This window comes from Agrobacterium cavarae (assembly GCF_004310285.1).
In the GTDB taxonomy this organism is placed as follows: Bacteria; Pseudomonadota; Alphaproteobacteria; order Rhizobiales; family Rhizobiaceae; genus Agrobacterium; species Agrobacterium cavarae.
The window spans coordinates 154270-175881 of the sequence record NZ_SISF01000026.1; the positions used below are offsets into that span (position 1 = coordinate 154270).

The 21612-nt window shown below is 56.0% G+C and carries 22 protein-coding genes and 1 pseudogene; 18 read left to right on the top strand and 5 right to left on the bottom strand.

Going from position 1 to position 21612, the window contains the following annotated elements:
- The first annotated feature begins 265 nt into the window (after positions 1 to 265).
- The 8 genes from EYC79_RS07645 (at position 266) to kdgD (ending at position 6661) form a co-directional block, all read left to right on the top strand.
- On the top strand, positions 266 to 991 hold the full coding sequence (locus EYC79_RS07645) for a GntR family transcriptional regulator (protein WP_113175531.1): 726 nt from the start codon (positions 266 to 268) through the stop codon (positions 989 to 991).
- The gene (kduI, locus tag EYC79_RS07650; protein WP_113175532.1) at positions 988 to 1824 is read left to right on the top strand and encodes a 5-dehydro-4-deoxy-D-glucuronate isomerase; all 837 of its coding nucleotides are present in this window, start codon (positions 988 to 990) and stop codon (positions 1822 to 1824) included. Before EYC79_RS07645 ends, kduI begins: the two co-directional genes overlap by 4 nt.
- Positions 1825 to 1828: 4 nt before the next feature.
- Complete coding sequence (kduD, locus tag EYC79_RS07655; RefSeq protein ID WP_113175533.1) at positions 1829 to 2584, top strand: 2-dehydro-3-deoxy-D-gluconate 5-dehydrogenase KduD; 756 nt, start codon at positions 1829 to 1831, stop codon at positions 2582 to 2584.
- A 39-nt stretch (positions 2585 to 2623) separates the two neighbouring features.
- A complete protein-coding gene (locus EYC79_RS07660; RefSeq protein WP_113175534.1) occupies positions 2624 to 3307 on the top strand; it encodes an amino acid ABC transporter permease in 684 nt (227 codons plus the stop codon).
- A 7-nt stretch (positions 3308 to 3314) separates the two neighbouring features.
- Positions 3315 to 3968 carry an amino acid ABC transporter permease gene (locus tag EYC79_RS07665; protein ID WP_113175535.1) on the top strand — a complete coding sequence of 218 codons (654 nt, stop codon included), beginning with the start codon at positions 3315 to 3317 and terminating at the stop codon, positions 3966 to 3968.
- Complete coding sequence (locus tag EYC79_RS07670; RefSeq protein WP_113175536.1) at positions 3952 to 4680, top strand: amino acid ABC transporter ATP-binding protein; 729 nt, start codon at positions 3952 to 3954, stop codon at positions 4678 to 4680. Before EYC79_RS07665 ends, EYC79_RS07670 begins: the two co-directional genes overlap by 17 nt.
- Positions 4681 to 4739: 59 nt before the next feature.
- Positions 4740 to 5537 (top strand): transporter substrate-binding domain-containing protein, encoded by a 798-nt coding sequence (locus tag EYC79_RS07675; protein ID WP_113175537.1) that lies wholly within the window; start codon positions 4740 to 4742, stop codon positions 5535 to 5537.
- Between the two features lie 197 nt (positions 5538 to 5734).
- Positions 5735 to 6661 (top strand): 5-dehydro-4-deoxyglucarate dehydratase, encoded by a 927-nt coding sequence (gene kdgD / locus EYC79_RS07680; protein WP_113175538.1) that lies wholly within the window; start codon positions 5735 to 5737, stop codon positions 6659 to 6661.
- Positions 6662 to 7311: 650 nt separating this feature from the next.
- Here kdgD and EYC79_RS07685 read toward each other — a convergent pair.
- Positions 7312 to 8229, bottom strand: coding sequence for a LysR family transcriptional regulator (locus EYC79_RS07685; RefSeq protein ID WP_113175539.1), 918 nt, complete (start codon positions 8227 to 8229; stop codon positions 7312 to 7314).
- A gap of 110 nt (positions 8230 to 8339) precedes the next feature.
- Between EYC79_RS07685 and EYC79_RS07690 the strand changes: the two genes are divergently transcribed.
- Genes EYC79_RS07690 through EYC79_RS07700 form a run of 3 tightly spaced genes read left to right on the top strand, consistent with a single transcriptional unit; the run spans position 8340 to position 10644 of the window.
- The gene (locus EYC79_RS07690; RefSeq protein ID WP_113175581.1) at positions 8340 to 9173 is read left to right on the top strand and encodes an SDR family NAD(P)-dependent oxidoreductase; all 834 of its coding nucleotides are present in this window, start codon (positions 8340 to 8342) and stop codon (positions 9171 to 9173) included.
- The gene (locus EYC79_RS07695) at positions 9170 to 9922 is read left to right on the top strand and encodes an SDR family NAD(P)-dependent oxidoreductase (RefSeq protein WP_113175540.1); all 753 of its coding nucleotides are present in this window, start codon (positions 9170 to 9172) and stop codon (positions 9920 to 9922) included. Before EYC79_RS07690 ends, EYC79_RS07695 begins: the two co-directional genes overlap by 4 nt.
- A gap of 14 nt (positions 9923 to 9936) precedes the next feature.
- Positions 9937 to 10644 carry an SDR family NAD(P)-dependent oxidoreductase gene (locus EYC79_RS07700; protein ID WP_205654329.1) on the top strand — a complete coding sequence of 236 codons (708 nt, stop codon included), beginning with the start codon at positions 9937 to 9939 and terminating at the stop codon, positions 10642 to 10644.
- A 169-nt stretch (positions 10645 to 10813) separates the two neighbouring features.
- Here EYC79_RS07700 and EYC79_RS07705 read toward each other — a convergent pair whose 3' ends face one another.
- Positions 10814 to 13072 (bottom strand): methyl-accepting chemotaxis protein, encoded by a 2259-nt coding sequence (locus tag EYC79_RS07705; RefSeq protein ID WP_113175542.1) that lies wholly within the window; start codon positions 13070 to 13072, stop codon positions 10814 to 10816.
- A 421-nt stretch (positions 13073 to 13493) separates the two neighbouring features.
- Positions 13494 to 14260, bottom strand: a protein-coding gene (locus tag EYC79_RS07710) for an IS5-like element IS427 family transposase (protein WP_113175543.1) whose coding sequence is annotated in 2 segments (ribosomal slippage) — positions 13494 to 13948 and positions 13948 to 14260 — 768 coding nt in all. Because the reading frame shifts where the segments join, the coding sequence is not laid out codon by codon here.
- Positions 14261 to 14289: 29 nt separating this feature from the next.
- On the opposite strand from EYC79_RS07710, the gene EYC79_RS07715 reads away from it, so the two are divergent.
- Entirely contained in the window at positions 14290 to 14739 is a 450-nt protein-coding gene (locus tag EYC79_RS07715; protein WP_113175544.1) for an SMI1/KNR4 family protein, read from the top strand.
- On the opposite strand, the gene EYC79_RS07720 is transcribed toward EYC79_RS07715, so the two are convergent.
- Positions 14733 to 15179 (bottom strand): hypothetical protein, encoded by a 447-nt coding sequence (locus EYC79_RS07720; RefSeq protein WP_130977583.1) that lies wholly within the window; start codon positions 15177 to 15179, stop codon positions 14733 to 14735. The two genes, EYC79_RS07715 and EYC79_RS07720, sit on opposite strands and share 7 nt — an antisense overlap.
- On the opposite strand from EYC79_RS07720, the gene EYC79_RS24030 reads away from it, so the two are divergent.
- The 3 genes from EYC79_RS24030 to EYC79_RS07735 all read left to right on the top strand — a co-directional run bounded on the left by EYC79_RS24030 (position 15093) and on the right by EYC79_RS07735 (position 17535).
- Entirely contained in the window at positions 15093 to 15278 is a 186-nt protein-coding gene (locus EYC79_RS24030) for an alpha amylase C-terminal domain-containing protein (RefSeq protein ID WP_162734145.1), read from the top strand. The genes EYC79_RS07720 and EYC79_RS24030 overlap by 87 nt on opposite strands.
- 152 nt (positions 15279 to 15430) lie before the next feature.
- On the top strand, positions 15431 to 16750 hold the full coding sequence (locus tag EYC79_RS07730) for a hypothetical protein (protein WP_113175547.1): 1320 nt from the start codon (positions 15431 to 15433) through the stop codon (positions 16748 to 16750).
- Complete coding sequence (locus EYC79_RS07735) at positions 16747 to 17535, top strand: COG3904 family protein (protein ID WP_113175548.1); 789 nt, start codon at positions 16747 to 16749, stop codon at positions 17533 to 17535. The genes EYC79_RS07730 and EYC79_RS07735 overlap by 4 nt, the downstream gene beginning before the upstream one ends.
- Before the next feature lie 157 nt (positions 17536 to 17692).
- On the opposite strand, the gene EYC79_RS23410 is transcribed toward EYC79_RS07735, so the two are convergent.
- Positions 17693 to 18025 (bottom strand): DUF2461 domain-containing protein, encoded by a 333-nt coding sequence (locus tag EYC79_RS23410; RefSeq protein ID WP_162734138.1) that lies wholly within the window; start codon positions 18023 to 18025, stop codon positions 17693 to 17695.
- Between EYC79_RS23410 and EYC79_RS07740 the strand changes: the two are divergent.
- The 3 genes and pseudogenes from EYC79_RS07740 to ligD all read left to right on the top strand — a co-directional run.
- Positions 17946 to 18467: pseudogene (locus EYC79_RS07740) on the top strand (manganese catalase family protein); the annotation flags it as partial. The gene EYC79_RS23410 and the pseudogene EYC79_RS07740 overlap by 80 nt on opposite strands.
- A gap of 428 nt (positions 18468 to 18895) precedes the next feature.
- Entirely contained in the window at positions 18896 to 19171 is a 276-nt protein-coding gene (locus EYC79_RS07745; RefSeq protein WP_130977584.1) for a hypothetical protein, read from the top strand.
- A gap of 537 nt (positions 19172 to 19708) precedes the next feature.
- Positions 19709 to 21612: DNA ligase D (ligD, locus tag EYC79_RS07750; RefSeq protein WP_130977585.1), on the top strand; the 1904-nt coding region annotated here is incomplete at its 3' end.

A 21612-nucleotide genomic window follows, 5' to 3' on the forward strand; every position in this document is an offset into this window, starting at 1 on the left:
AGGTCACAGGCATTTGTAACGCCATTAACTCGCTAGTTCTTAGGCCGCGCGAATGTGAAACTCAATCGAGGTGGCTTACGCACAAAAGCCAGCCAAAGAACCAGACTACTTGCGTAGCCTTGAATACTAATATACTACTTCTCCAAGCCGACGGGAGGTGGCGACTGATGGGAAGTGCGCACGAGCGTATTTTTGCCAGCGGGAGGAGTAGTTCGTGGTGAGTGATCCCGGCAGTAAGAGGCGCTCGCTCAGCGGCGTGACGCCAATGTCTTATCAGCGCGCTGCCGCCCCACGCGCCGCGACGCTTGTCTATAACGCACTGCGTGACGACATTATTTCATTGCGCCGCAAGCCGATGGACCTTCTCAACGAAAAAGAACTGCAGGCGCAGTTCGGCGTCAGCCGCACACCAATCCGCGAAGCAATCCTGCGCCTTTCGGACGAAGGGCTGGTCGATGTCTTTCCTCAATCTGGCACATTTGTTTCGCGTATTCCGCGCCGGGCGCTGTACGAGGCGATCCTGGTGCGCAAGGCGCTCGAGGATACGACCGTTTCGATTGCCGTTGAAAAGATCACTCTGGCTGGAATCCGCTCGTTGGAGAGCAATCTAGCTAACCTTCGCGTCTGTGTGTCAGATGGCGATGTCGCGGCTTTTCATGTCGCTGATAACGCTTTTCACAAGCTGATCAGCACTATCGCGGGTTTTCCGGGCATCTGGGAGATCATCCAGCAGGTGAAGGTCCACTCGGACAGGTATCGCCTGCTGACGCTGCCGCAGGAAGGGCGCTTGACGCGAGTTATCGAAGAGCACGCTGCTGTGATCGATTGCATGAAAACCGGCGATAAAGCCGGGGCCGCTGCCGCGATGGGGTTTCACTTGGGCAAGCTGCTTGTCGAAGTCGAGAAAGCCGAAATCTGGGATCCGGACTATTTTATCGAGGATGCGAAATCCCCCTCGCCATCCATCGAGCAGAAGGAAAAAAAGCCATGAAGATCGATGTTCGTCACGCTTCCCACCCCGACGCCGTCCGCAGTTACGATACCGAAACGCTGCGGCGCCACTTTCTGGTCGAGACGGTGTTCGCGGGCGGTGAAATCTGCCTCACTTACTCCCACTACGACCGCATGGTCATCGGGGGAGCTATGCCGCTCGATCAAGGCCTTTTTCTTTCCTCTCCCAAGGAGGTTGGTCAAGACTTCTTCCTTGCCCAACGTGAGCTTGGCGCCCTGAATGTGGGCGGTCCTGGCCGTGTCGTCGTCGACGGCAAGATTCATGATCTTGCGAAGTACGACTGCCTATATATTGGAAAAGGCGCAAAAGACGTGCGGTTCGAAAGCGTCGATGCCGAAAGGCCCGCGAAGTTCTATCTCGTCTCCACTCCCGCGCACGGGGCTTATCCAACCGTGCTTCTGACGCGTGACAAGGCTCGCCATCTGACGCCTGGAGAAGCTGCGACTGCCAACAAGCGCTCAATCTACCAGTTTATCCATCCAGATGTTTGCCAATCCTGCCAGTTGACCATGGGCTTCACCATGATCGATACGGGCAGCGTCTGGAATACTATGCCGGCTCATACCCACGACCGGCGCATGGAGGCTTATCTCTATTTCGATCTGGATGCCGATCAGCGAGTTTTCCATTTTATGGGTGAGCCGCAGCAAACGCGCCACATGCTTGTCGCGAGCGAACAGGCAATCATTTCCCCGCCCTGGTCGATCCATTCAGGGGCAGGCACCAAAAATTACAGTTTCATCTGGGCGATGGCCGGTGACAACAAGAGCTTCACCGATATGGACCATGTTGCCGTTGCGGATTTGAGGTAGAAAGATGGCTCATCCCTTCGATCTCTCAGGCCGCACCGCCATTGTCACCGGCGCCAATACTGGCATCGGCCAGGGCATCGCTATTGCGCTGGCGCAAGCAGGCGCATCGATTGTTGGCGTCGGACGCTCTTCGATGGAAGAAACCGAAGCGCTTGTGACAAAGAAAGGGGTGCGCTTTCACGCGATCAAGGCGGATCTCGGCACAATCGCTCCGGTCCAGGATATCGTTGCGGAGACCATCTCGGTCTTCGGTTCTCTCGATATCCTTGTCAACAATGCCGGGATCATCCGGCGTGCGGATGCGATCAATTTTACCGAGGAGGATTGGGACGCGGTTCTCAACACCAATCTGAAGACAGCCTTCTTTCTGTCGCAGGCGGCTGGCCGCCGCATGCTGGAAATGGGAAGCGGCAAGATCATCAACATCGCCTCGCTGCTGTCGTTTCAGGGAGGCATCCGCATCCCATCGTATACTGCTTCGAAGAGCGGCCTTGCCGGTATCACACGGTTGTTTGCCTGTGAATGGGCCGGCAGGGGCGTCAACGTCAACGCGATCGCCCCTGGGTATTTCTCGACCAACAACACGACAGCGCTGCGCGAAGACCCCGACCGAAATGCAGCGATCCTGGCGCGTATTCCTGCCGGACGCTGGGGAAAGCCCTCTGAGCTTGGCGGTGCCGCCGTGTTCCTCGCATCGGCGGCATCCGACTATGTCCACGGCACCGTCATCCCAGTCGATGGTGGCTGGCTCGCACGATAATGCATTGGCGCTGCGCGACGCGCTGCGCACGGAGGAGTTATGCAGTATCAATTCGATTTCGGGGCGCTCTTGCCCTACTGGCGGGATTTTCTCTCCGGCGCTCTGATGACAGTCGAGATCACCCTGTTCTCGGTGATCATCGGCATGGGCATCGGCGTCGCTTGCGCCATCGGTCGCCGCTCGGACTCCGCCATCTTACGAAGCATCGTCAGCGTCTATATCGAGACGGTCCGAAACACGCCGTTCATCGTGCAGATATTCTTCATCTTCTTCGGCCTCTCGTCGATCGGCTTTCGCCTGCCGATCCTCGCAGCCTCGGTATTTGCGATGGTCATCAATGTCGGCGCTTACACGGCTGAGATCGTTCGCGCTGGCATGGATTCCATCCATCCAAGCCAGATTGAGGCTGCGGAGGCGCTTGGTCTATCGAAATTTCAAATCTACCGGGACATCATCCTTCTGCCGGCGATCGAGCGTGTCTATCCGTCTCTTTCAAGTCAGTTCATCCTGATGATGCTGTCCACGTCGATTTGTTCACAGATCTCCGCGGAGGAGTTGACGGGCATCGCCAACAACATCCAGTCGAACACATTCCGGTCCTTGGAAACCTACTTCGTCGTTGCACTGATCTACATCGCTATCACCTATCTAATGCGCGTTGCCTTCTTCCTACTCGGGCTTATCGCATTCCCGCGCCGTAGACGGCTCGGGCTGGGGGTGTGAGATGACTATGCTCGGAGCCTTTTCAACCAATCACCTTTCCTACCTGTTAAACGGTCTGATGTGGACGATCGTCCTCTCGGCGCTCGCCTTCCTACTGGGTGGCGTCGCCGGTTTCTTCGTGATGCTGGCCCGCATCTCGCGCTTTCGCTGGTTACGGCGCACAGCCCTCGTCTATATCCAGATCGTCCAGGGTACGCCCCTCTTGATCCAGATGTTTCTGCTCTATTTCGGCCTCGGCGTGTTTGGCATTTCGGTGCCACCCCTTGCTGCGGCTGGTCTTGGCATGATGGTCTATTCGAGCTCGTATCTGGGCGAAATCTGGCGTGGTGCAGTGGAGTCGATCGCCAAGACGCAGTTCGAAGCCGCCGAGTGTTTGGGGCTCAGCAGATGGCAGGCATTGCGCGACGTCATCCTGCCGCAAGCACTCAAGATCGCCACGCCGCCGACGGTGGGTTTTCTCGTCCAACTCGTCAAAAACACTTCGCTCGCCTCCGTTGTCGGTTTCCTTGAGCTGACTCGCGCGGCGCAGGTCATCAATAACTCATTGTTCCAACCGTTCCTGGTCTTCGGCATCGCAGCCCTCTTCTATTTCTGCGTCTGCTATCCACTGTCGGTCTGGAGCCGCTCGCTCGAGAGGAAACTCAATGCCGGCCGCCGTTAAACTTACGAATGTCGTCAAGCGTTTCGGAGCACTCGAGGTGCTGAAGGGTGTGACCTTCGAGATCAATACGGGCGAGGTCGTGGCGCTCATCGGCCAGTCCGGATCGGGCAAAAGCACGGCGTTGCGTTGCATCAACCGGCTAGAGACGATTCAGGGTGGCGCGATCGAGGTCTGCGGGCACCACGTCGAGGATCCGAAGCTCGATCTCCGCGCGCTGCGCCGAGATATTGGCATGGTCTTTCAGAGCTACAATCTCTTCCCGCACATGACCGTCGCGGAAAATATCATGCTGGCGCTGCGACGGGTGAAGGGTATCCGCAAGGTCGACTCACACGAGATAGCGAAGGAGGCTCTCGCGAAAGTCGGGCTGTCGGAAAAGATCGACAACTATCCAGAGCAGCTTTCCGGTGGACAGCAGCAGCGCGTGGCAATCGCGCGCTCGCTCGCCATGCAGCCGAAAGTGATGCTTTTTGACGAGGTGACATCGGCGCTTGATCCGAAGCTGACTGGCGAAGTGCTGCGGGTCATGGAGGATCTAGCCCGCGGCGGAATGACTATGATTGTCGTCACGCACGAGATGGGTTTCGCCAAGCGCGCCGCCAATCGTGTCATCTACATGCATACCGGTAAAGTCTGCGAGACTGGAGGGGCAGATATCCTTTCCAACCCGCAGACCCCCGAACTGAAGGAGTTCATGGCAGAGGAGCTGTGAGCTGAGGAGGAGTACCTGCGTAGAACCGCAGGGTCGGAAACACGAGAGAGGAGTCTCATATGCCGACAAGAACGATTTCGAAAATGCTGATCGTCGCCGGAGCAAGCCTGCTGACCTTGGCATCTTTGGCCAACGCCGACGCGCTGGACAACATCAAAAAGGCTGGGAAGGTCCGCATTGCCGTGGCCATGGGCATTCCTGAATATTCATTTGTCGATGAGAACCTGAAGCCGGACGGCTCGGACGTTGCGACGGCAAAGTTGATCGCAAAAGACCTTGGAGTCGAGCTCGAGCTCGTGGAAATCACGAATGCAGCGCGAGTGCCGTCGGTACAGACCGGTAAGGCGGATATGGTTGTTTCTTCACTTGGCATCACGGAAGAACGCAAGAAGGCAATCGATTACTCGGTTCCCTATGCAACGCTGGCTCTCGTCGTTGCCGGGCCGGCTGACGTGGCGATAAAAGACTACGCCGATCTCGAAGGCAAGCGCGTCGGCGTGACACGCGCGACCACCAATGATCAGGATATTACCGCCAAGGCCAAAGGGGCCGATATTGTCCGCTTCGAGGATGACGCTACCTTGATCACATCTGTCGTCTCGGGACAGGTCAATATCCTTTCCAGCCAGTCAGCCGTCATCAACGGCATCAACAAGAAAATGACCGCAAATCCACTGCAGATTAAGTTCACCCAGAGGGAAACCAATCTCGGCATTGGTATCCCCAAGGGCGAAACGGCTCTCAAAGGCTGGCTCGATGAATGGGTCAAGACCAATTTCGACAACAAGGTGCTGCGCGATATCTACAAAAAGTACCACAATGCTGAACTGCCGGATGACCTGGTCTCGCGTCAGTGAAGAAACCTAAATTCGCTGGGGCCTTGGCTCCAGCGAATTCCGGGGCCGCTAAGCTTGAACAGCAAAACAGCCTGTTTGTCACGAGCTTCGCGCAGCAAGGCACTATGCTCAACGCCAACTGACGTAGCTGTGCCACGCCATACCAGTTCATCGAAGACACCTTTTCTGTCTCAAACAATTCTACCGTAGGATTAGATATGCATCTGAACCAACTGAAACAGGCTGTGGGCAGTGGCCTTCTTTCCTTCCCTGTGACGCATTTCAACGCCGATCTCAGTTTTAACGAGGACGGCTATCGTCGCCACTTCGAGTGGCTCGCAAATTTCGATGCGGCCGCGCTGTTCGCGGCTGGCGGAACGGGGGAGTTCTTTTCTCTGGCACCGAGCGAGGTGCCAATGGTGGTGAAGGCTGCAAAGGCTGTCGCCGGTGCCACACCGATCATATCTGGAACCGGCTACGGCACCGCGCTTGCAATCGAGATAGCCAAGTCAGCGGAGAAGGCTGGTGCTGACGGCTTGCTTCTGCTGCCTCCTTATCTCATGTTTGCCGAGCAAGGTGGGCTGATTGCTCATGTAAAAGCGATCTGCAACGCAGTCGGCATTGGTGTGATCGTCTACAATCGTGATAACTGTATTCTAACGGCAGATAGCCTTTCGCGCTTGTGTGACGAGTGCCCCAACCTGATCGGCTTTAAAGATGGTGTGGGCGACGTCGATAAGGTGATCGAGATCACAACGAAGCTTCAGGACCGGCTCGTTTATGTGGGGGGCATGCCGACCCATGAGGTCTACGCCCAGGGATATTTCGCAGCGGGTGTCACTACCTATTCGTCAGCCATATTCAATTTCGTCCCGGTCCTTGCCCAGCGGTTCTACAAGGCGCTACGGTCCGGCGACCGGGCGACCAGCCAGGCAATATTGAACGACTTCTTTTTTCCCTTCGTCGCCGTGCGGAACAAGAAGCGTGGCTATGCCGTCTCGATAATTAAGGCGGGGCTGAAGGTCGTTGGTCGAGATCCCGGTTCAGTACGGCCGCCCCTCACAGATTTAAACGCTGAGGAACTGTCGGTTCTTGCAAAAATCGTCGAACAAATCGAGGTAGTTGATAGATCGCCCGCCAGCTAACTGTTTGAGGGAGTTCCGACAGCAGTTGCCTGTTAGGCAAAGATCGCGGTGAACAAGCCCCCCGTCACGATCGGGTGCTTCCTGCTAGTCCAGGTAGTAAGGCGGAGCATCCGAGTTGAAGTGATCACGTCCGTACGACGTTGTTGGTGCTGGTCAGGTGATGACTAGGAGCGCGCCGTCGCTACCCGCTACCCGCTGCGCGCCAAGCCAGTTATTTTGCAACTTTGAGCCGGGCGGCAGCTCAGCATAAGTAATCAGTGGCCGCGCCCAGCGAGTCCAGCAACGTTCGGCCCCTCAGGTGACCTCGTCGATGCGGCTGATAGCTATACTGAGTTCAGGCTCGTGACCGGGTAAGACGGGGAGTTTGCAATAAAGGTGGTGGACTGACTTTGCGATCGGCTGAGGCCTTTCATCCTGCGAGACATGTCTACGACGGGCATTAATATTGTTACAATGGAGGTGAACAGCAAGAATGTTCCGTTAATCGCGGTGAAGCACCGGTCCAGGTTTCATTTGGTTCAACAACTCATAATGGGCTGCGGTTCCTCAGGCCATCTTTCCACTGCACAGGTGACCGGATAATACCACCGTAAAGAGGTAATCAAAGAAATGGCGGGAATCGCTCAACGAAGACCGGTTTAGGTCAAACTTTACTTTGACATGCAAGCGCCAGCTCGCAACGCATCGATAAACGCTCGCAGGGCGGGAGCCATCTGACGCTGCCCGGGGTAGCAGATGAAGAGGCCTGGAAATGGCGCCGACCAAGTCTCCAAAAGGGGGATCAACCGACCCGAGTTGAGATGTTCCGTGATGGTGTCTTCAATTGGGAAACCAATGCCAATCCCCTTAAGTGTAGCGGTGAGCGCGCTCTCTTTGTCGCTGAAGATCAGTGGACCGCCGACGGTAACACTGAACCAGGCGTCGTTCTCGAAAAATTCCCAGGCGTAGGGCATCGATCGACCGGGCCAGCGCCATCGGATGCAGCGGTGATTGACAAGGTCTCGTGGGTGGACTGGCTGTCCGTGACGCTGAAGGTACTCCGGCGTTGCAACAGCAATCTGCCGAAGCTCAGGTCCTAGGCGGACCGCAACCATATCCTTCTCGATCACCTCCCCGATCCTGAGGGCGACGTCGTAGCGAGCGGCGACAATGTCAACGACCTCATCGTCAAGCGTGATATCGAGCACGATCTCCGGGTACTGCCTAGTAAAGTTTTCTAGGATCGGATGGATGTACTTTCGTGCCGCGGACCGGAACGTGTGCACCCGAACCGTTCCGGTGGGTTGTTCTCTGGACTGCTTGATCTGTGACATCGCGCCGCCCATGTCGAGCGCTGCGATCCGCGCCCGCTGAAACAAAGTTTCGCCGACTTCAGTAAGCGACACATTGCGGGTGGTGCGATGAAGCAACCGCATGCCCAGTTGATCTTCGAGGTTTCCGACCATCTGGCTGAGCGCAGATGGTGAAACGCCAAGCTGATGGGCTGCTCGACTGAAACTCAGTTGTTCCGCCACTACGATGAAAGCACGAAGTTGATTGTAGTCCTGACTGTTTAAGAGAGTGTCCATCTGGGTGCGCGCATTGTTTAATTGAGCTAATAACTTCAGTAAAAATTTATCGCATTATAAAGTTCGAGTCCATGCGCCATCTTTATGCCGTTCACACAAAGGAGCAAAAGATGACGACTTGGTTCATTACAGGTATCTCGCGGGGCCTAGGCGAGGCGCTAGCAAAGGCAGCACTGTCGCATGGCGACACTGTCGTAGGAACAGTTCGCTCCGGCACCGTTTCGTTCGGTCACGACACGGAATCTCTTCACATTCTTAACGTCGACCTAGCAGATGGTGCCTCTGCCGAAGCTGTAGTGAGAGATGCATTTCATCTTGTCGGTAAGATTGATGTCATCGTTAATAACGCCGGATACGGTCTCCTTGGCGCCTTCGAAAGTGCCACCGATGCGGAAGTTGACCGGCTCTTCGCGGTCGACGTTTTCGCCCCGTTTCGTATTATTCGGGCCGCCTTGCCGTATCTGCGTGCGCAAGGCTCAGGACACATCGTCAACATCACCTCGATTGCAGGTAGAGCACCCTCCACTGGATCAGCACTCTATTCATCTGCGAAAGCAGCCCTGGAAGGCCTGTCTGCGGCGCTATCGTTGGAAGTGGCCTCCCTCGGCATAAAGGTGACGGCGGTTGCGCCTGGCGCATTCAGGACGGATTTTCTTTCGAACCATTCGATCCGCAAGAGCGACGAAGCGCACTCCGCCTATAGCGAAACGATCGGAAAGAGCAGCGTGGCCTTCGAAGCGGCGGCTGGACGTCAACTGGGCGATCCGGAGCGAGCAGCCGCTGCGATCATAACCATGGTCCGCTCTGAACATCATCCCTTGCACCTTCTGCTGGGCAGCGATGCCCTGCGGCGTATGCGTGCGAAGCTCGATCAGGTCGTGGATGAAATCGATGGTTGGGAGGCGATCACACTTAGCACCGATTACCCGGAGGAAGGAAGATGATGCCGATACCCAGTGGATGGGATCTTTCCGGCAGAGTCGCCATCGTGACCGGCGCTGCACGCGGGATAGGCCTGGAAAGGGTGAACCTGCTGTGGTCAAGGGGCGCACGTGTGGTTGCGAGCGATCTCAATCCATCTGTGAATGAACTTGGCGGAGAGGACATCGCCACATTCTGCGGCGACATATCTCAGGAGGCTACGGCTATTGGTACGAGCAGGCTTGCACTGCAACGCTTCGGTAGTATCGACATCCTCGTGAACAACGCCGGGCGCACCATGAACAAGCCTCTGATCGACATGAGCACTGCCGACTGGGATGCCATCATGGCGATCAATGCGCGCGGCAACTTCTTGCATTCGCGGGAGGCGGTGAGGGCTATGTTAGGCAGAGGTGGCGGCGCCATCGTTAACGTCGCGTCCATCGTGTCTGCCGTCGGCATGAAGGATACATCAGTCTATGGCGCATCCATGGGCGCTATTGCCCAGTTGACGAAGGTTGTCGCTGTTGAATACGGCGATCGCGGAATTCGCGCCAATGCTGTGTCGTCCGGTGTGGTTGAAACGGACATCCTTGAGGGAATCGTCGAGAACAGTAGGAGCACACTGACAGCTTACGGCAATGCTCACCCGATCGGTAGGGTAGCGCAACCAATCGATATAGCGGAGGTGATTGCATTTTTGGCGTCGCCTGCACCGACCTTTATGACGGGCGCCTTGGTGATGGCCGATGGCGGTTACACCGCTCTATGAGAAAGCGAAACAAGATGACAAAATCGATTCTGATCGTGGCTGCTGAACGCGGCTTAGGCCTAGGCCTCGCGCATCAATTTTTCAGACGCGGATGGAACGTGATGGGCACGTCCCAGCCAGATGCCAATGTTGATGAACTAAATAGCGTGGGTACGACCAATCCTGATCGTCTGGCTGTTGCACCTATAGATGTGACGGACCCTGCCCAGATTAAGCCGTTTCTCAACTCTCTTGGAGATAGTCGCTTTGATGTCGTCTTCATGAACGCTGGAATTTGGGGTGCCGAGCATCAGAGCGTTCTGGAGGCAACAGATCAGGAATTTGCCGAGATCATGCTGACAAACACATTTGGGCCTGTAAGGCTCGCCCGCCATCTTCTCAATTACCTCGTCATGCCGGGCGGCACCTTGGCATTCATGTCTTCTCATCGTGGCAGTATCGCCATCAACCTCGAGGGTGGGCTTGAACTTTATCGGGCAAGCAAGGTTGCTTCCAATATGCTGGCGCGCGGTATTTATGCGGAGCATAAGGAAAGGGGACTTACGGTCCTGTCTATCCATCCTGGCTGGGTAAGTACTGCGATGGGTACCTTGGGAGGCTCGGTGAAAGCTGACATCGGGATTGAACCGAGCGTTCGCGGCGTTGCCGATGTAGTAGAAAAGCATATGGCCACCGGCGAAAATCTCTACCTTGATTATCAAGACAAACGTCTTGATTGGTGAGCTACGGGCTCCAGAAAATCACCCGTACGCCTTGGTCAGTCTGATCGTTAAGATAAGGATTGCGGCAGGTTGGTAAGTTTAGCTCCAGTAAAAAGCGCATTCACAAGAGGTTTGGTGCAAACGCGGACGTAATGCCCCCGTTTGCGTCCTCTCCATACCATCCAGTCGATTAAAACTCTTCCCAGCTATCAGTCGCCACAGCTGCATTGCCGTGTCTGGTAAAAGCATTGGCGATCTTGCCAACCATCCCGCGGACTGGCGAAGCGACAGACTTTGCGTGGGCCGTAATCGCTATCACCGGCGCGGTATTGGCAAGCGTGAGATTTTTTGTGGTCGCGCTTGATACGTTCGCTTGACCGAGCTGGAATTGGCTGATCAATTCGCGCAACCGACCAGCTTCGGTGGCAAGAGTAGCGCCAGCGGCGTTGGCTTCTTCAACCATAGCAGCGTTCTGCTGGGTGACTTGGTCCATTTGATTGACGGCGGTGTTGACCTCAGCGAGACCAACGGACTGTTCACGTGACGAGGTGGCAATCGATTCCATATGCTGGTTGATGGTGACAATATGGGCTTCGATGGAACGAAGGGCTTCACCAGTGTCCTTGACGAGCTTGACGCCTGTGCTTACTTCTCCGGTAGACTTTCCGATAAGATCCTTGATTTCCTTGGCAGCTTTGGCAGAACGTTGCGCCAATTCACGCACTTCCTGTGCAACGACCGCAAAACCTTTCCCAGCTTCACCGGCGCGCGCCGCTTCGACACCGGCGTTAAGTGCGAGCAGATTGGTCTGGAACGCGATATCATCGATGACTCCAATTATGTTGGAGATCTGGCCCGACGACTCTTCGATGCGTCCCATAGCGTCTACAGCATTAGCAACAACGGAACCGGACTGACGAGCGCTTTCGTTTGCCTGGATAGCTGCAATACGAGCTTCTTCGGCCCGTTTGGACGAATTGGTGACATTGGCCGTAATCTGATCAAGCGCCGCGGCTGTCTCTTCCAGCGACGCCGCCTGCTGTTCCGTGCGCTTCGACAGATCGTCAGCGCTGTTGCTGACTTCGCGGGAACCGCTGTCGATTGAGCGAGCCGCTTCCGAAACCGATCCGAGGGTACAGCGCAGCTGTTCAACAGCAGCGTTGAAGTCGGCGCGGAGACTTTCGAAATCGGCAGCGAATGGACTGGCGAGCTGGAAGGTGAGGTCGCCTGACGAGAGGTGCTTCAGGCCGGTGGCCAGACCGTTTGTCGCCTCCGCCATAGCTTCAGCGCGAATGCGCTCTTCCTCGGCATTCTGACGACGCTGCTCCTCGGTCATGTTGCGCTGCGCTTCGGCTTGGTGCTCCAGTTCCTTTGTCTTCAGTGCATTGCTTTTGAACACTTCAACGGCGCGCGCCATGGCACCAATTTCGTCAGGGCGGTCCTCGCCATCGATGCTAGCGGAGAGGTCCCCGGCAGCAAGTCGAGACATCGTGCCGGTCAGGCGTCCGATGGCATTCCCGAGAGACCTCGCGAACAGAAAGAAGGCGGTGAGGGCTATGATCGAAGTGAGGACAGTGAGGCCGAGCATGCTCCACAAGGCGGTACGGGCTTCAGCGGTAATCGTCGTGGCGTCGGTACCGATTTCGAAGACGCCAATCGTTTCTCCAGTGAATGAGCTGAAGGGTACCGCTTTGATTAGCATGTCGCGGCCTTCGATCATGGTCGTTTCAAGCACAGGCTTGCCGTCAAAGGCAGCCTGAATCTGTTCTGAAGGCAAAAGCGTCTTGCCGTTCTCCGTTGATGACTGGTTCACCAGCTTTCCTTCGGCGAGCACATTCACGGAAATCTCTGCGCCCAGGCTTTCCGCCAGAGGCGTAAAATACGCGTTCGACAGTTCCGTGCCAACGTCAACGACGCCAACGACTTTACCGTTTAATAGGACTGGCGCAGCTGCATAAATGCCGATGCCTGTTCGCCCAGGTTCGATGCCGGCCGCCACCTTCCCGGTTGAAATAGCTGATGCGACAGTCTTGCGGCGGCCCAAGTAGTTATCCCCGAACTTCTCCGGCGCATGCGCTCGCGCGACGACATTGCCTTGAGCGTCTGCGATTGTAATGTTCTGCAACCCACCAATTTGCGCTACCGATTTGATGTTAGCGGAAAACTTTTCCAGAAGTCGCTGTCGATCATTCGTACTGATATATCCGGCCATGTCAGGCTCGCCGGCGAACGCCAAAGCTAGCGCTGAGGCGGAGCGTTGAATGGCTGCCATGTCTGTCTGAATGACGTCGAGATCACTCGTTGCCTTGCTCTGCAGAGCTTTATTGTTCATGTCAGCTTGGCGGGACCAAGCTAATCCGCCGATGGAGGCACTCGCGAAAAGGACTGCGGCGAAGCCGTAGCCGGTGATCTTTATCCAAAGTGGTTTTCGTACAGCTTCTGCAGTCATAAAAAGTACCCCCGGTCGTGTGCATGTGCCCGGGGGACCATCATTGAAAAATACTCAATATTTCATAAAAACCGCTTTACTAGAGAATAAATTTTGTTCCTCTGTCCGCTTCTGTACTGGAAAAAGCTCAAAAGCAGGGGGCGAGTGAGAAGAAATTCGCTTCAACACAGTAGATGGTATCACCGGTCACCGAGAACAGGAGCTGTCTCCGCGCGGATGGCAACTTTAGAGGAGACGTCTTGACTCCAGCGTCCATCTTTTGCGGCAATCTCGCCGCGAGTTGGCGTCAATCAGGATGAGACCTGCGCCGAGTATGACTACGATCATGCTACGTCCTGCCTCCATCACGTGCCAGGGCAAACTCGCGGCGTCACCAGATCGTAGTTAATCCGTTACCCTTGCGGCTTTCTTTATTCGGGAACTAGGCCGTAGACTCATAAGCCCGCAGCCACAGGCGCATTGACGCCAACTGGACCATGGCGAGGAAGTTTCCCGCCACCTTGTCGTAGCGGGTAGCGACCCGACGGAAATGCTTCAGCTTGGAGAAGAACCTCTCGATCAGGTTCCGTTCGCGATATAGCCATGTGCTGAAGTACGGTTTTGATCTACGGTTTGCCTTGGGCGGAATATTGGCGAACGCCCCCTTCTCGCGGAGAGACGCCCGGATGCGATCGGCATCATAGGCCTTGTCAGCGAGCACGATGGTTCCGGCACCCACATGGTCAAGCAAACCGTCAGCCGCTTGCCCGTCGTGGCTTTGCCCAGCGGTTAGGCTCAGCCTGATCGGGAGACCTTGCCCGTCGACGACCGCGTGGATTTTGGTCGTGAGCCCGCCTCGGGAACGGCCGAGACAATGATCTCGATCCCCCTTTTTGCCGTCGCAGCCTGTTGGTGGGCGCGAACGGAAGTGCTGTCGATCATCTGGATGTCGCCATCATGGGCAGCAGTGATGGCGCCCATCATTCGGTCCCAGACGCCTGCTTTCCGCCATCGTATGAATCGGTTGTAGCAGGTGGTTCGCGGACCATAGCGTTCGGGCAGGTCGCGCCACGGCGCACCGGATCGTAGCACCCAGAAGATTCCATTCAGCACGCGACGGTCATCGACGCGCGGCACCCCTCTTGGCTTGTTGGGTAAAAGTGGCTCAATCACGCGCCATTCAAAATCGGTCAGGTCATATCGGCTCATGCTAGCGCTGAATCAGCTTTTGATCTGTAATGGAAGCCGTCATCATTCAGGAAAGCGAAAGTGGAGGCCGCGTGCTGCAAAATCGAGAATGGCATAAAGTCGATGGAGCCTCCGCAGACGCAATCGCCGCGCTCAAATCGCTGGCTCCGGTCGATCTTCCTGAGAGTTATTACGCATTGCTGACTTTCAGCAATGGCGGTGAAGGACCGCTAGCGGTTCAACCGCTTTGGTTCCAACTCTATCCCGCCGAGGAAGCTGCTCAGATTGAACGGGACGGGACTTTCCGAGAGTTTTTCCGGGGTTTGTTCGTGATCGGCGGCAACGGTGGCGGCGAAGCCGTGGCATTCGACTTGCGGGAAAATGCGCCATATCCGCTCGTCGCCTTCGACATGTTCAACGTGGACCTGGAAGAAAGCCTCAGACCGGTAGCGCCATCCTTCGATGTAGCGCTGGATTTGATCGGTCGAGACAATCAGTAATCCGGTACCCAGTTTATGGGTTCACCGCCTAGATCGTGCCTGGTCACTATGTGATCTGTGGCAAGATAGGTCAGATCAACGAACGGGACCACGACTCCTCGGTGTATTGGGATTTGATCAATCTCCCCAGCCATAGTGGCATCCAACGCTTGGTCAGGGACTTGAATAGGGTTTATCGCGATCAGCCAGCGCTTCAATTTGGGGATCTTCAGCCGGAGGGTTTCGAGTAGGCTGTCGTCGATGACGCGGAAAAACTCTGTGGTGGCGATGTTGCGATACGACATCGAACGCCGGTTTACGATGCTTGTCGTGTCTAACTTTACTCCCGTCGAGCGAACAGCTATGGCATAGGAGTGCCCTTTGCTGGCACCTGGCATGCGATCCTTAACACCGACGTCGGTCTCTACAGTGGCTCTGACGCGCGCGTGGTCGATCTTCAAGCACAAGAGGCCTCCGCCCACGGAAAATCCTTTTGTGTCAACGCATATCTCCCACCCCTTTCCACCATAACGTTGTTACATCGGCGAGATGCGCGGTAATCGATGACAAATTGTCAAAGATCTACCATCTAATCTCAAGCCGAGCCTTCAGACCGATCATTGTGCTTTCACCGAGCTTGATGTTTCAGGCCTTGAATTCGCCGACATTTCAGTTCGAATTGAAACCGAAACCCTTCTCCGGAGAAAGATTTATGGCGCTAGGCGAATCGCATCGCTTGCACGAAAGCTTGGCGGCGGTCGAAACGATGACTCGTTTTGCTCTCGCTGTTCTTGCGCTCGCTTCAGGCGTCTACACGTATCTAGGCGTACGCAGTATTCTAGATGGCTCTCCTACATCAGTCTTTTTTGCAGCCATCATCTACTCCACCTCGGTTTCAGTGGGAATCTACGCGTTTTGGTCTTACATGGCGCGATTTTACCCGCACGTGACCAGCCGTTCTAGTCGCACGGCTATGTTAGCAGTGATGGCGATTGGCTGCGTGATGATCCTGGCAATGTCGAGCTGGCTGAATGCCGCTGCGCTTGCGGGGTCAGCTGCCCTCGAACAGCATCTCGCGGAAACTGTTCAAGACTACACCGGAGATCTCGATCAGGCGCACCAGAACGCACTCGCAGCACAGAGTCTTTTGCCGGATATTCAACGCGCCAAAGAGCGTTTCGCCCAACTTGCGGCATCCGAACGACAGTCAGGGGCGCTGACGGGCACGACTGGTTCCGGCAGCGTCGTCTCGCTTTTGTCGCAGATGTCTTCGCAAATGAATGAGTTGGAGAATGGTATCAATGCGTCCAGAGAGCAGGTTACAAGGCTTTTCGAAGAGGGCCAGAAGCGCCTTGAAACCATGCGCGCGCTCGTGTCGGCACCCGGTGTGGTTGAGCCACGGGCTGATAAATTCTCGTCCGAAGCCGTAGCTCTGACCGGCGTCATCACATCGCTACAGCAAACTTCGATTGCTCCCTCAATTCGCCGCGCTGCTGACGATCTCTCGCTCGGCTTCATTGCGCCGATCCCAGACGGTGGCGAACAGGACCTTGTCACCCGTCAAGATCGCGTAATGGAAACGATCCGAACCTCTGTCGCGGCACAATCGAAAGTCCTTTCGGATGCCGCAGATGAAATTCTGTCGCGCGCACCGGTCGCCGAGAGACGTTTCGTGCCGCTCTCGTCGGCGGAAGCCGTTCTGCGTTACGCTTCCGACTTCATTCCGGCATGGGCGGGGGCAATTTCTATCGATCTGCTACCAGGCGTCATGGTTTTCATCCTCGCTGTGGTTAATGGCGCGATCCGCAGGGAAGAAGAGGCAATGCCGTTCGCCGAAAGGGTCACCGTGGCAGAACTAATGCAAACGCTTGCGATGCAGAAGGCAATTGTGGCCGAAGCAACGTCAGCAAAAGAGCTTCGGGTGACGGAAGATGTCCTTGCTGAAACTGAAAACAGCAAGGAAGATGAAGACGGCCATAAGATCACAAGTATAGGCGTTAACAAGTCGCCGCGCAAAGGTCCGGTCACGTGAGACCAGTCGCCGCTTTCAAGGCCATCATTAGCTTGGACGACGGCATACTGATGCGCGGCGTCTTCTATTTGCTTCTTGCGGCGGCGGCAACTTTTTTGGTGATTGACGTGAAGGAGATCAACGAAGCAGAAGCGGCTCGACCCAGTCTTGAACCATTGCCGGAGTTGCCAACGTTCCTCCCGCCAAAAGGTCCGCCAGGGGTGCCCGGCGCTCCTCCAGTCCAACCCTCGAGCCCAGAGGAGGTGCTCCGCAGGCCGCTGACTTTTAATCTTGTTCCAGGCGGAGTGCTGCATGTTGAGGGCACAATCGATCCCGGTGCAGCCGAACGCTTTTCCCGAGAGATCGAGGCTCGTGGTGAGTACATCAAAATCGTGTCGTTGGACTCACCTGGAGGTTCGGTCGATGATGCGCTAGCTATGGCCAAACTCATTCGGGATAAAGCAATTGCGACTAAGGTCGGCAAAAGAGCTCTCTGTGCTTCATCTTGCCCACTTGTTTTTGCTGGTGGTGTGACGCGATCGGCAGAGAACGGTGCCGTGGTGGGCGTTCATCAGATTTTCAATGCCGGCATTGACCGGGGATCACCCGAGCAAGCGATGTCCAGTGCTCAGGCTATCACCGCACAGGTAACACGACACCTAAACGAGATGGGCATAGGCGCCGGTTTGTGGATCCACGCGCTGGAGACTGCACCTAACCAGCTCTATTATCTCACGCCGGCCGAAATGTCTAAATACCGGCTGACTACCGAAGCGACCGGGGTTGTTGGAGCCGATTCTGGCTGACCTCTATTATACCGCTTCGCGTGATACATGGATTGGAGACGCAAGAGGCCTCAGCACGAAGGGATGGCCTAAGTCAGCATTCTATTGACGCGGTGAATGAAGTTTGCAGAAATCCGTTAGGCGCACAGGCGCACAGGCGCTTAGGACGCGTGACCCATTATTCGAACTCAGGAAGCTTTGTCGTGGCGCGATTTATGTAGTCGACGAGGCCGCGGGCTGCAGCAAATGATTTTACGGCTTCTCCTAAAAGATCCGCAGACATAAGCATCTGGGGTGAAACGACACGACACGCCCCAAAGTTTCTGAGATTGAAAAAGTCGAGCGCGTCATGATCTTTGACATAAGTTTTACCGCTTGCATGGCGCCCATCGCTCAGCCCGTTTGGAAAATAAGTGCGGAATAAAGGGGTTGAGGGGATGCTGCACCGGCACATTCTTTCAACCGGAATGGCAGCTTTTCCGGGTAATTCTGAGGGTGTGCCCTTCGACATGTCTCATATCTACGCTAGCGGAAATCTTGCTGCGGACATGTACTGTAATGTGGCCGCAGAGAGCACCGGGCGCGTGCTTGCCACCCGACTTTATAACGCTGCACACGATGACGGCATGAAGGATATGCTTCACTTCATGATTGCGCGCGACACCATGCACCAGCAACAATGGCTTGCGGTGATTGAGGAGTTAGGGGGAAATGAGGGAGCACTACCTATTCCCAACAGCTTTCCTCAAGAGAAGGAGCACCAGACGCACAACTACGATTTCTTCGCCACGGCATCGGATGGCTCAGTTCCGCCTCCCGCGCGGTGGAACGAAGGTCCATCCGTCGACGGGAAAGGGCAATTCTCCGTTTTCCAAAATGTGCCAATGGGGGACGAGCCTGTGCTGGGCCCAGCGCGTCCGGACAGCGGCGCGCAGAATGAACAGATTGGCTAACCCAACTGTCTGGCCGACCTTCGGGTCGGCCAAGTCGTTTTAAATATGGTCTGGACAAGGGAAAATTCGTGAAAGCGTGCAATCGAGCCTGCCTTGGGTGCTCTCAAAAATTTGTCGCAAGGCGAGTTATCGCCCCGCTAGTTCAAAATGGGCGGGCCCATCTGCAGCTTCGCAACTTCCGCCAGGGCGTGAAGATTTTTTCATTCTGCTTTTCAAAAGAGCTTTTGTTTTAAGGTCGTATCAAAGTACATCGCACCTCTCTAATCTGCCGCTTTTAATTGTACGGTATCGTACTTAAGCTTCCCTCGGTTGCGGATTTATCCGATCGGCGTATGATTAGTCCACTATCGCCATATCACTGTGCTTCATGTAGGCGGCGCTAGCTAGGGGTTAATACGTGCTCTTGCCTGCTATACAGGAGGTGGCACATGCCAAGCATTGACCACAACTATTTTCCCGATGTATCCATCCGAGCTGTCGTGGCTGAACTTGCTGCGCGTTTTACTCTGGTAGAGTCGGCGAAGAGTGGCATCGTCGAGCGATCGCTCCAAATTATCATGAATAGCCCCGAAATTGATCTTACTGATCCCGTCAGGGAACTCCTCCCCGTGGTTCGTCAGGTCGCTCTTGATCAGTTCAAGTTGGATGACGGCGGACACGTGTGTGGGTCTGGTCACTCATCCAACTCGACAGTGCTCTCCTGATCTGGTGCAACTCCTCCACCTCACTGTCCAAGTTGAAACCGTACTTTAAAAAGTCGACTTCTTTCCGAAAGACGGCAGCGAATGAAACGGCGCTTTTGTGCTCTCGAGCGCGCAGGAGATCGACCCTATTTCTGTGGCGTCGGGAATCGCTTCGAGGATGGGGACGCAGTGCATCTGGAGTGGTATAGCGAGAGGGCACCTAATGACTGCCACCAGAAGCGCTCCCTCGACAGTCACCTCCGCCGGGCAAGGTTTCCCTTTAAAGCGTACGTGGCCCGTCGGTACCGACCACACGCGAGACCCCTTTATGTGGCATTGCCTCTTCCTAGTCAGTTGGGAAAGCGGCGCTCACCCACGTAGGTCTTTCCCAAGGCAATCTGAAAATCGTCTTCCGGATCTCCAAATTATCAACACATCCAGATCACTGGACAAGAACTAACGGTGATCAAAATCGTTCGGGAGTCCGAGAAATGAGTGTCTTATGCTTCTGGCGCTGGGGGAAGCTACGCCATTGTTGCTAAGTATGGAGTTGATGCCTTGACAGACAATCTGACCAAGTACCGATCCAAACGCGACTTCAAGCAGACGCGCGAGCCGAGCGGAGAGATCGAGGTCAAGGCGTCGAACCGCCGCCGCTTCGTCATCCAGAAGCATGATGCGACCCGCCTGCACTATGATCTCCGCATCGAGCTCGATGGTGTGTTCAAGTCCTGGGCGGTGACGAAAGGCCCGTCTCTCGATCCCGGCGACAAGCGGCTTGCCGTCGAGGTCGAGGATCACCCTCTGGACTACGGCGACTTCGAAGGAACGATCCCGAAGGGTCAGTACGGTGGCGGTACTGTACTGCTATGGGATCGGGGTTACTGGGAACCGGAGGGCAACAGGACGCCTGAGCAGGCGCTTGCCAAAGGCGACTTCAAATTTACGTTGGAAGGTGAACGCCTCCATGGAAGCTTCGTTCTGGTGCGGATGCGCAACGACCGCGACGGCGGCAAGCGCACGAACTGGCTGCTGATCAAACACCGCGACGGGCACGCTGTCGAGGAGAATGGTGCTGCCATACTGGAGGACAATCAGACATCCGTCGCCTCCGGCCGAACCATGGAGTCAATCGCCGCCGGCAAGGGCAAAAAGCCCGAGCCTTTCATGACGCAGGGCGAAACCGTCACGGCAGACGCGGTATGGGACAGCAACGAGGGCCTGGCGGCGGAGGAGCGCAAAGCTGGCACGAAAACCTCTGCCAAGGCTAAGACGGCTAGAGCAAAGCCTCCCAAGTCCTCAGGTGCCAAATCGGCTATGCCAGCCTTCATCGCGCCGCAGCTCTGCGAGAGCTTGACCCGCCCGCCGGCGGGCAAAGGCTGGATTCATGAGATCAAGTTCGATGGCTACCGGGTCCAGATGCGCGTCGTTGGCGGCGAGGTCACGCTGAAGACTCGCAAAGGACTGGATTGGACGTCGAAGTGGCCGGCGATTGCAGAGGCGGCGTCGGCGCTACCTGACTGCATCATCGATGGCGAGATCTGTGCGCTCGATGAGCAGGGCGCGCCGGACTTTGCGGCCCTGCAGGCGGCACTATCAGAAGGGACAACGGACGACCTCGTCTATTTCGCATTCGACCTGTTGTTTGAGCGCGACAAGGATTTGAGGGAGCTTCCGTTGACGGAGCGCAAGTCCCGTTTGGAAACCCTGTTGTCAGACGCGGGCGAGGATCCGCGCCTTCGGTTCCTGGAGCATTTCGAGACCGGTGGCGACGCCGTGCTCAAGTCGGCCTGCCGCCTGTCGCTCGAGGGGATTGTTTCCAAGGAAGCGGAAGCTCCCTATGTGTCCGGCCGGACGAAGACATGGGCGAAATCCAAATGCCGTGCCGGCCATGAAGTGGTCATCGGCGGCTACGCTAAGACCAATGGCAAATTCCGGTCACTGCTTGTCGGCGTCTTCAGCGGCAAGCACTTCGTCTATGTCGGACGTGTTGGGACAGGCTACGGCGCCAAGACGGTCCAGCAACTTCTGCCGAAGCTTCATGAGATGGAAGCCTCCAAATCTCCTTTCACCGGAATCGGAGCGCCAAAGAAGTCGGAGGATATCGTTTGGCTGAAGCCCGAGCTTGTCGCCGAGATCGAGTTCGCCGGATGGACGGCGGACGGTCAGGTCCGACAGGGTGCGTTCAAGGGCTTGCGCGAAGACAAGCCCGCCGCAGAAGTAGAAGCCGAGGAGCCGGCAGCAACCTCGGATGCGGATGTCCCTGACCCTGAGACCGAAAAGCCGCCAGCCAGACGTTCTCGTAAGGGAGCAAAGGAAGAGGTCATGGGTGTGATGATCTCAAGCCCCGACAAGGCGCTCTGGCCGGACGCGGGTGACAAAAAGCCTGTGACGAAGGTCGATCTTGCTCAGTATCATGCAGCGGTCGGAGGGTGGATAATCGATCACATCAAAGGTCGCCC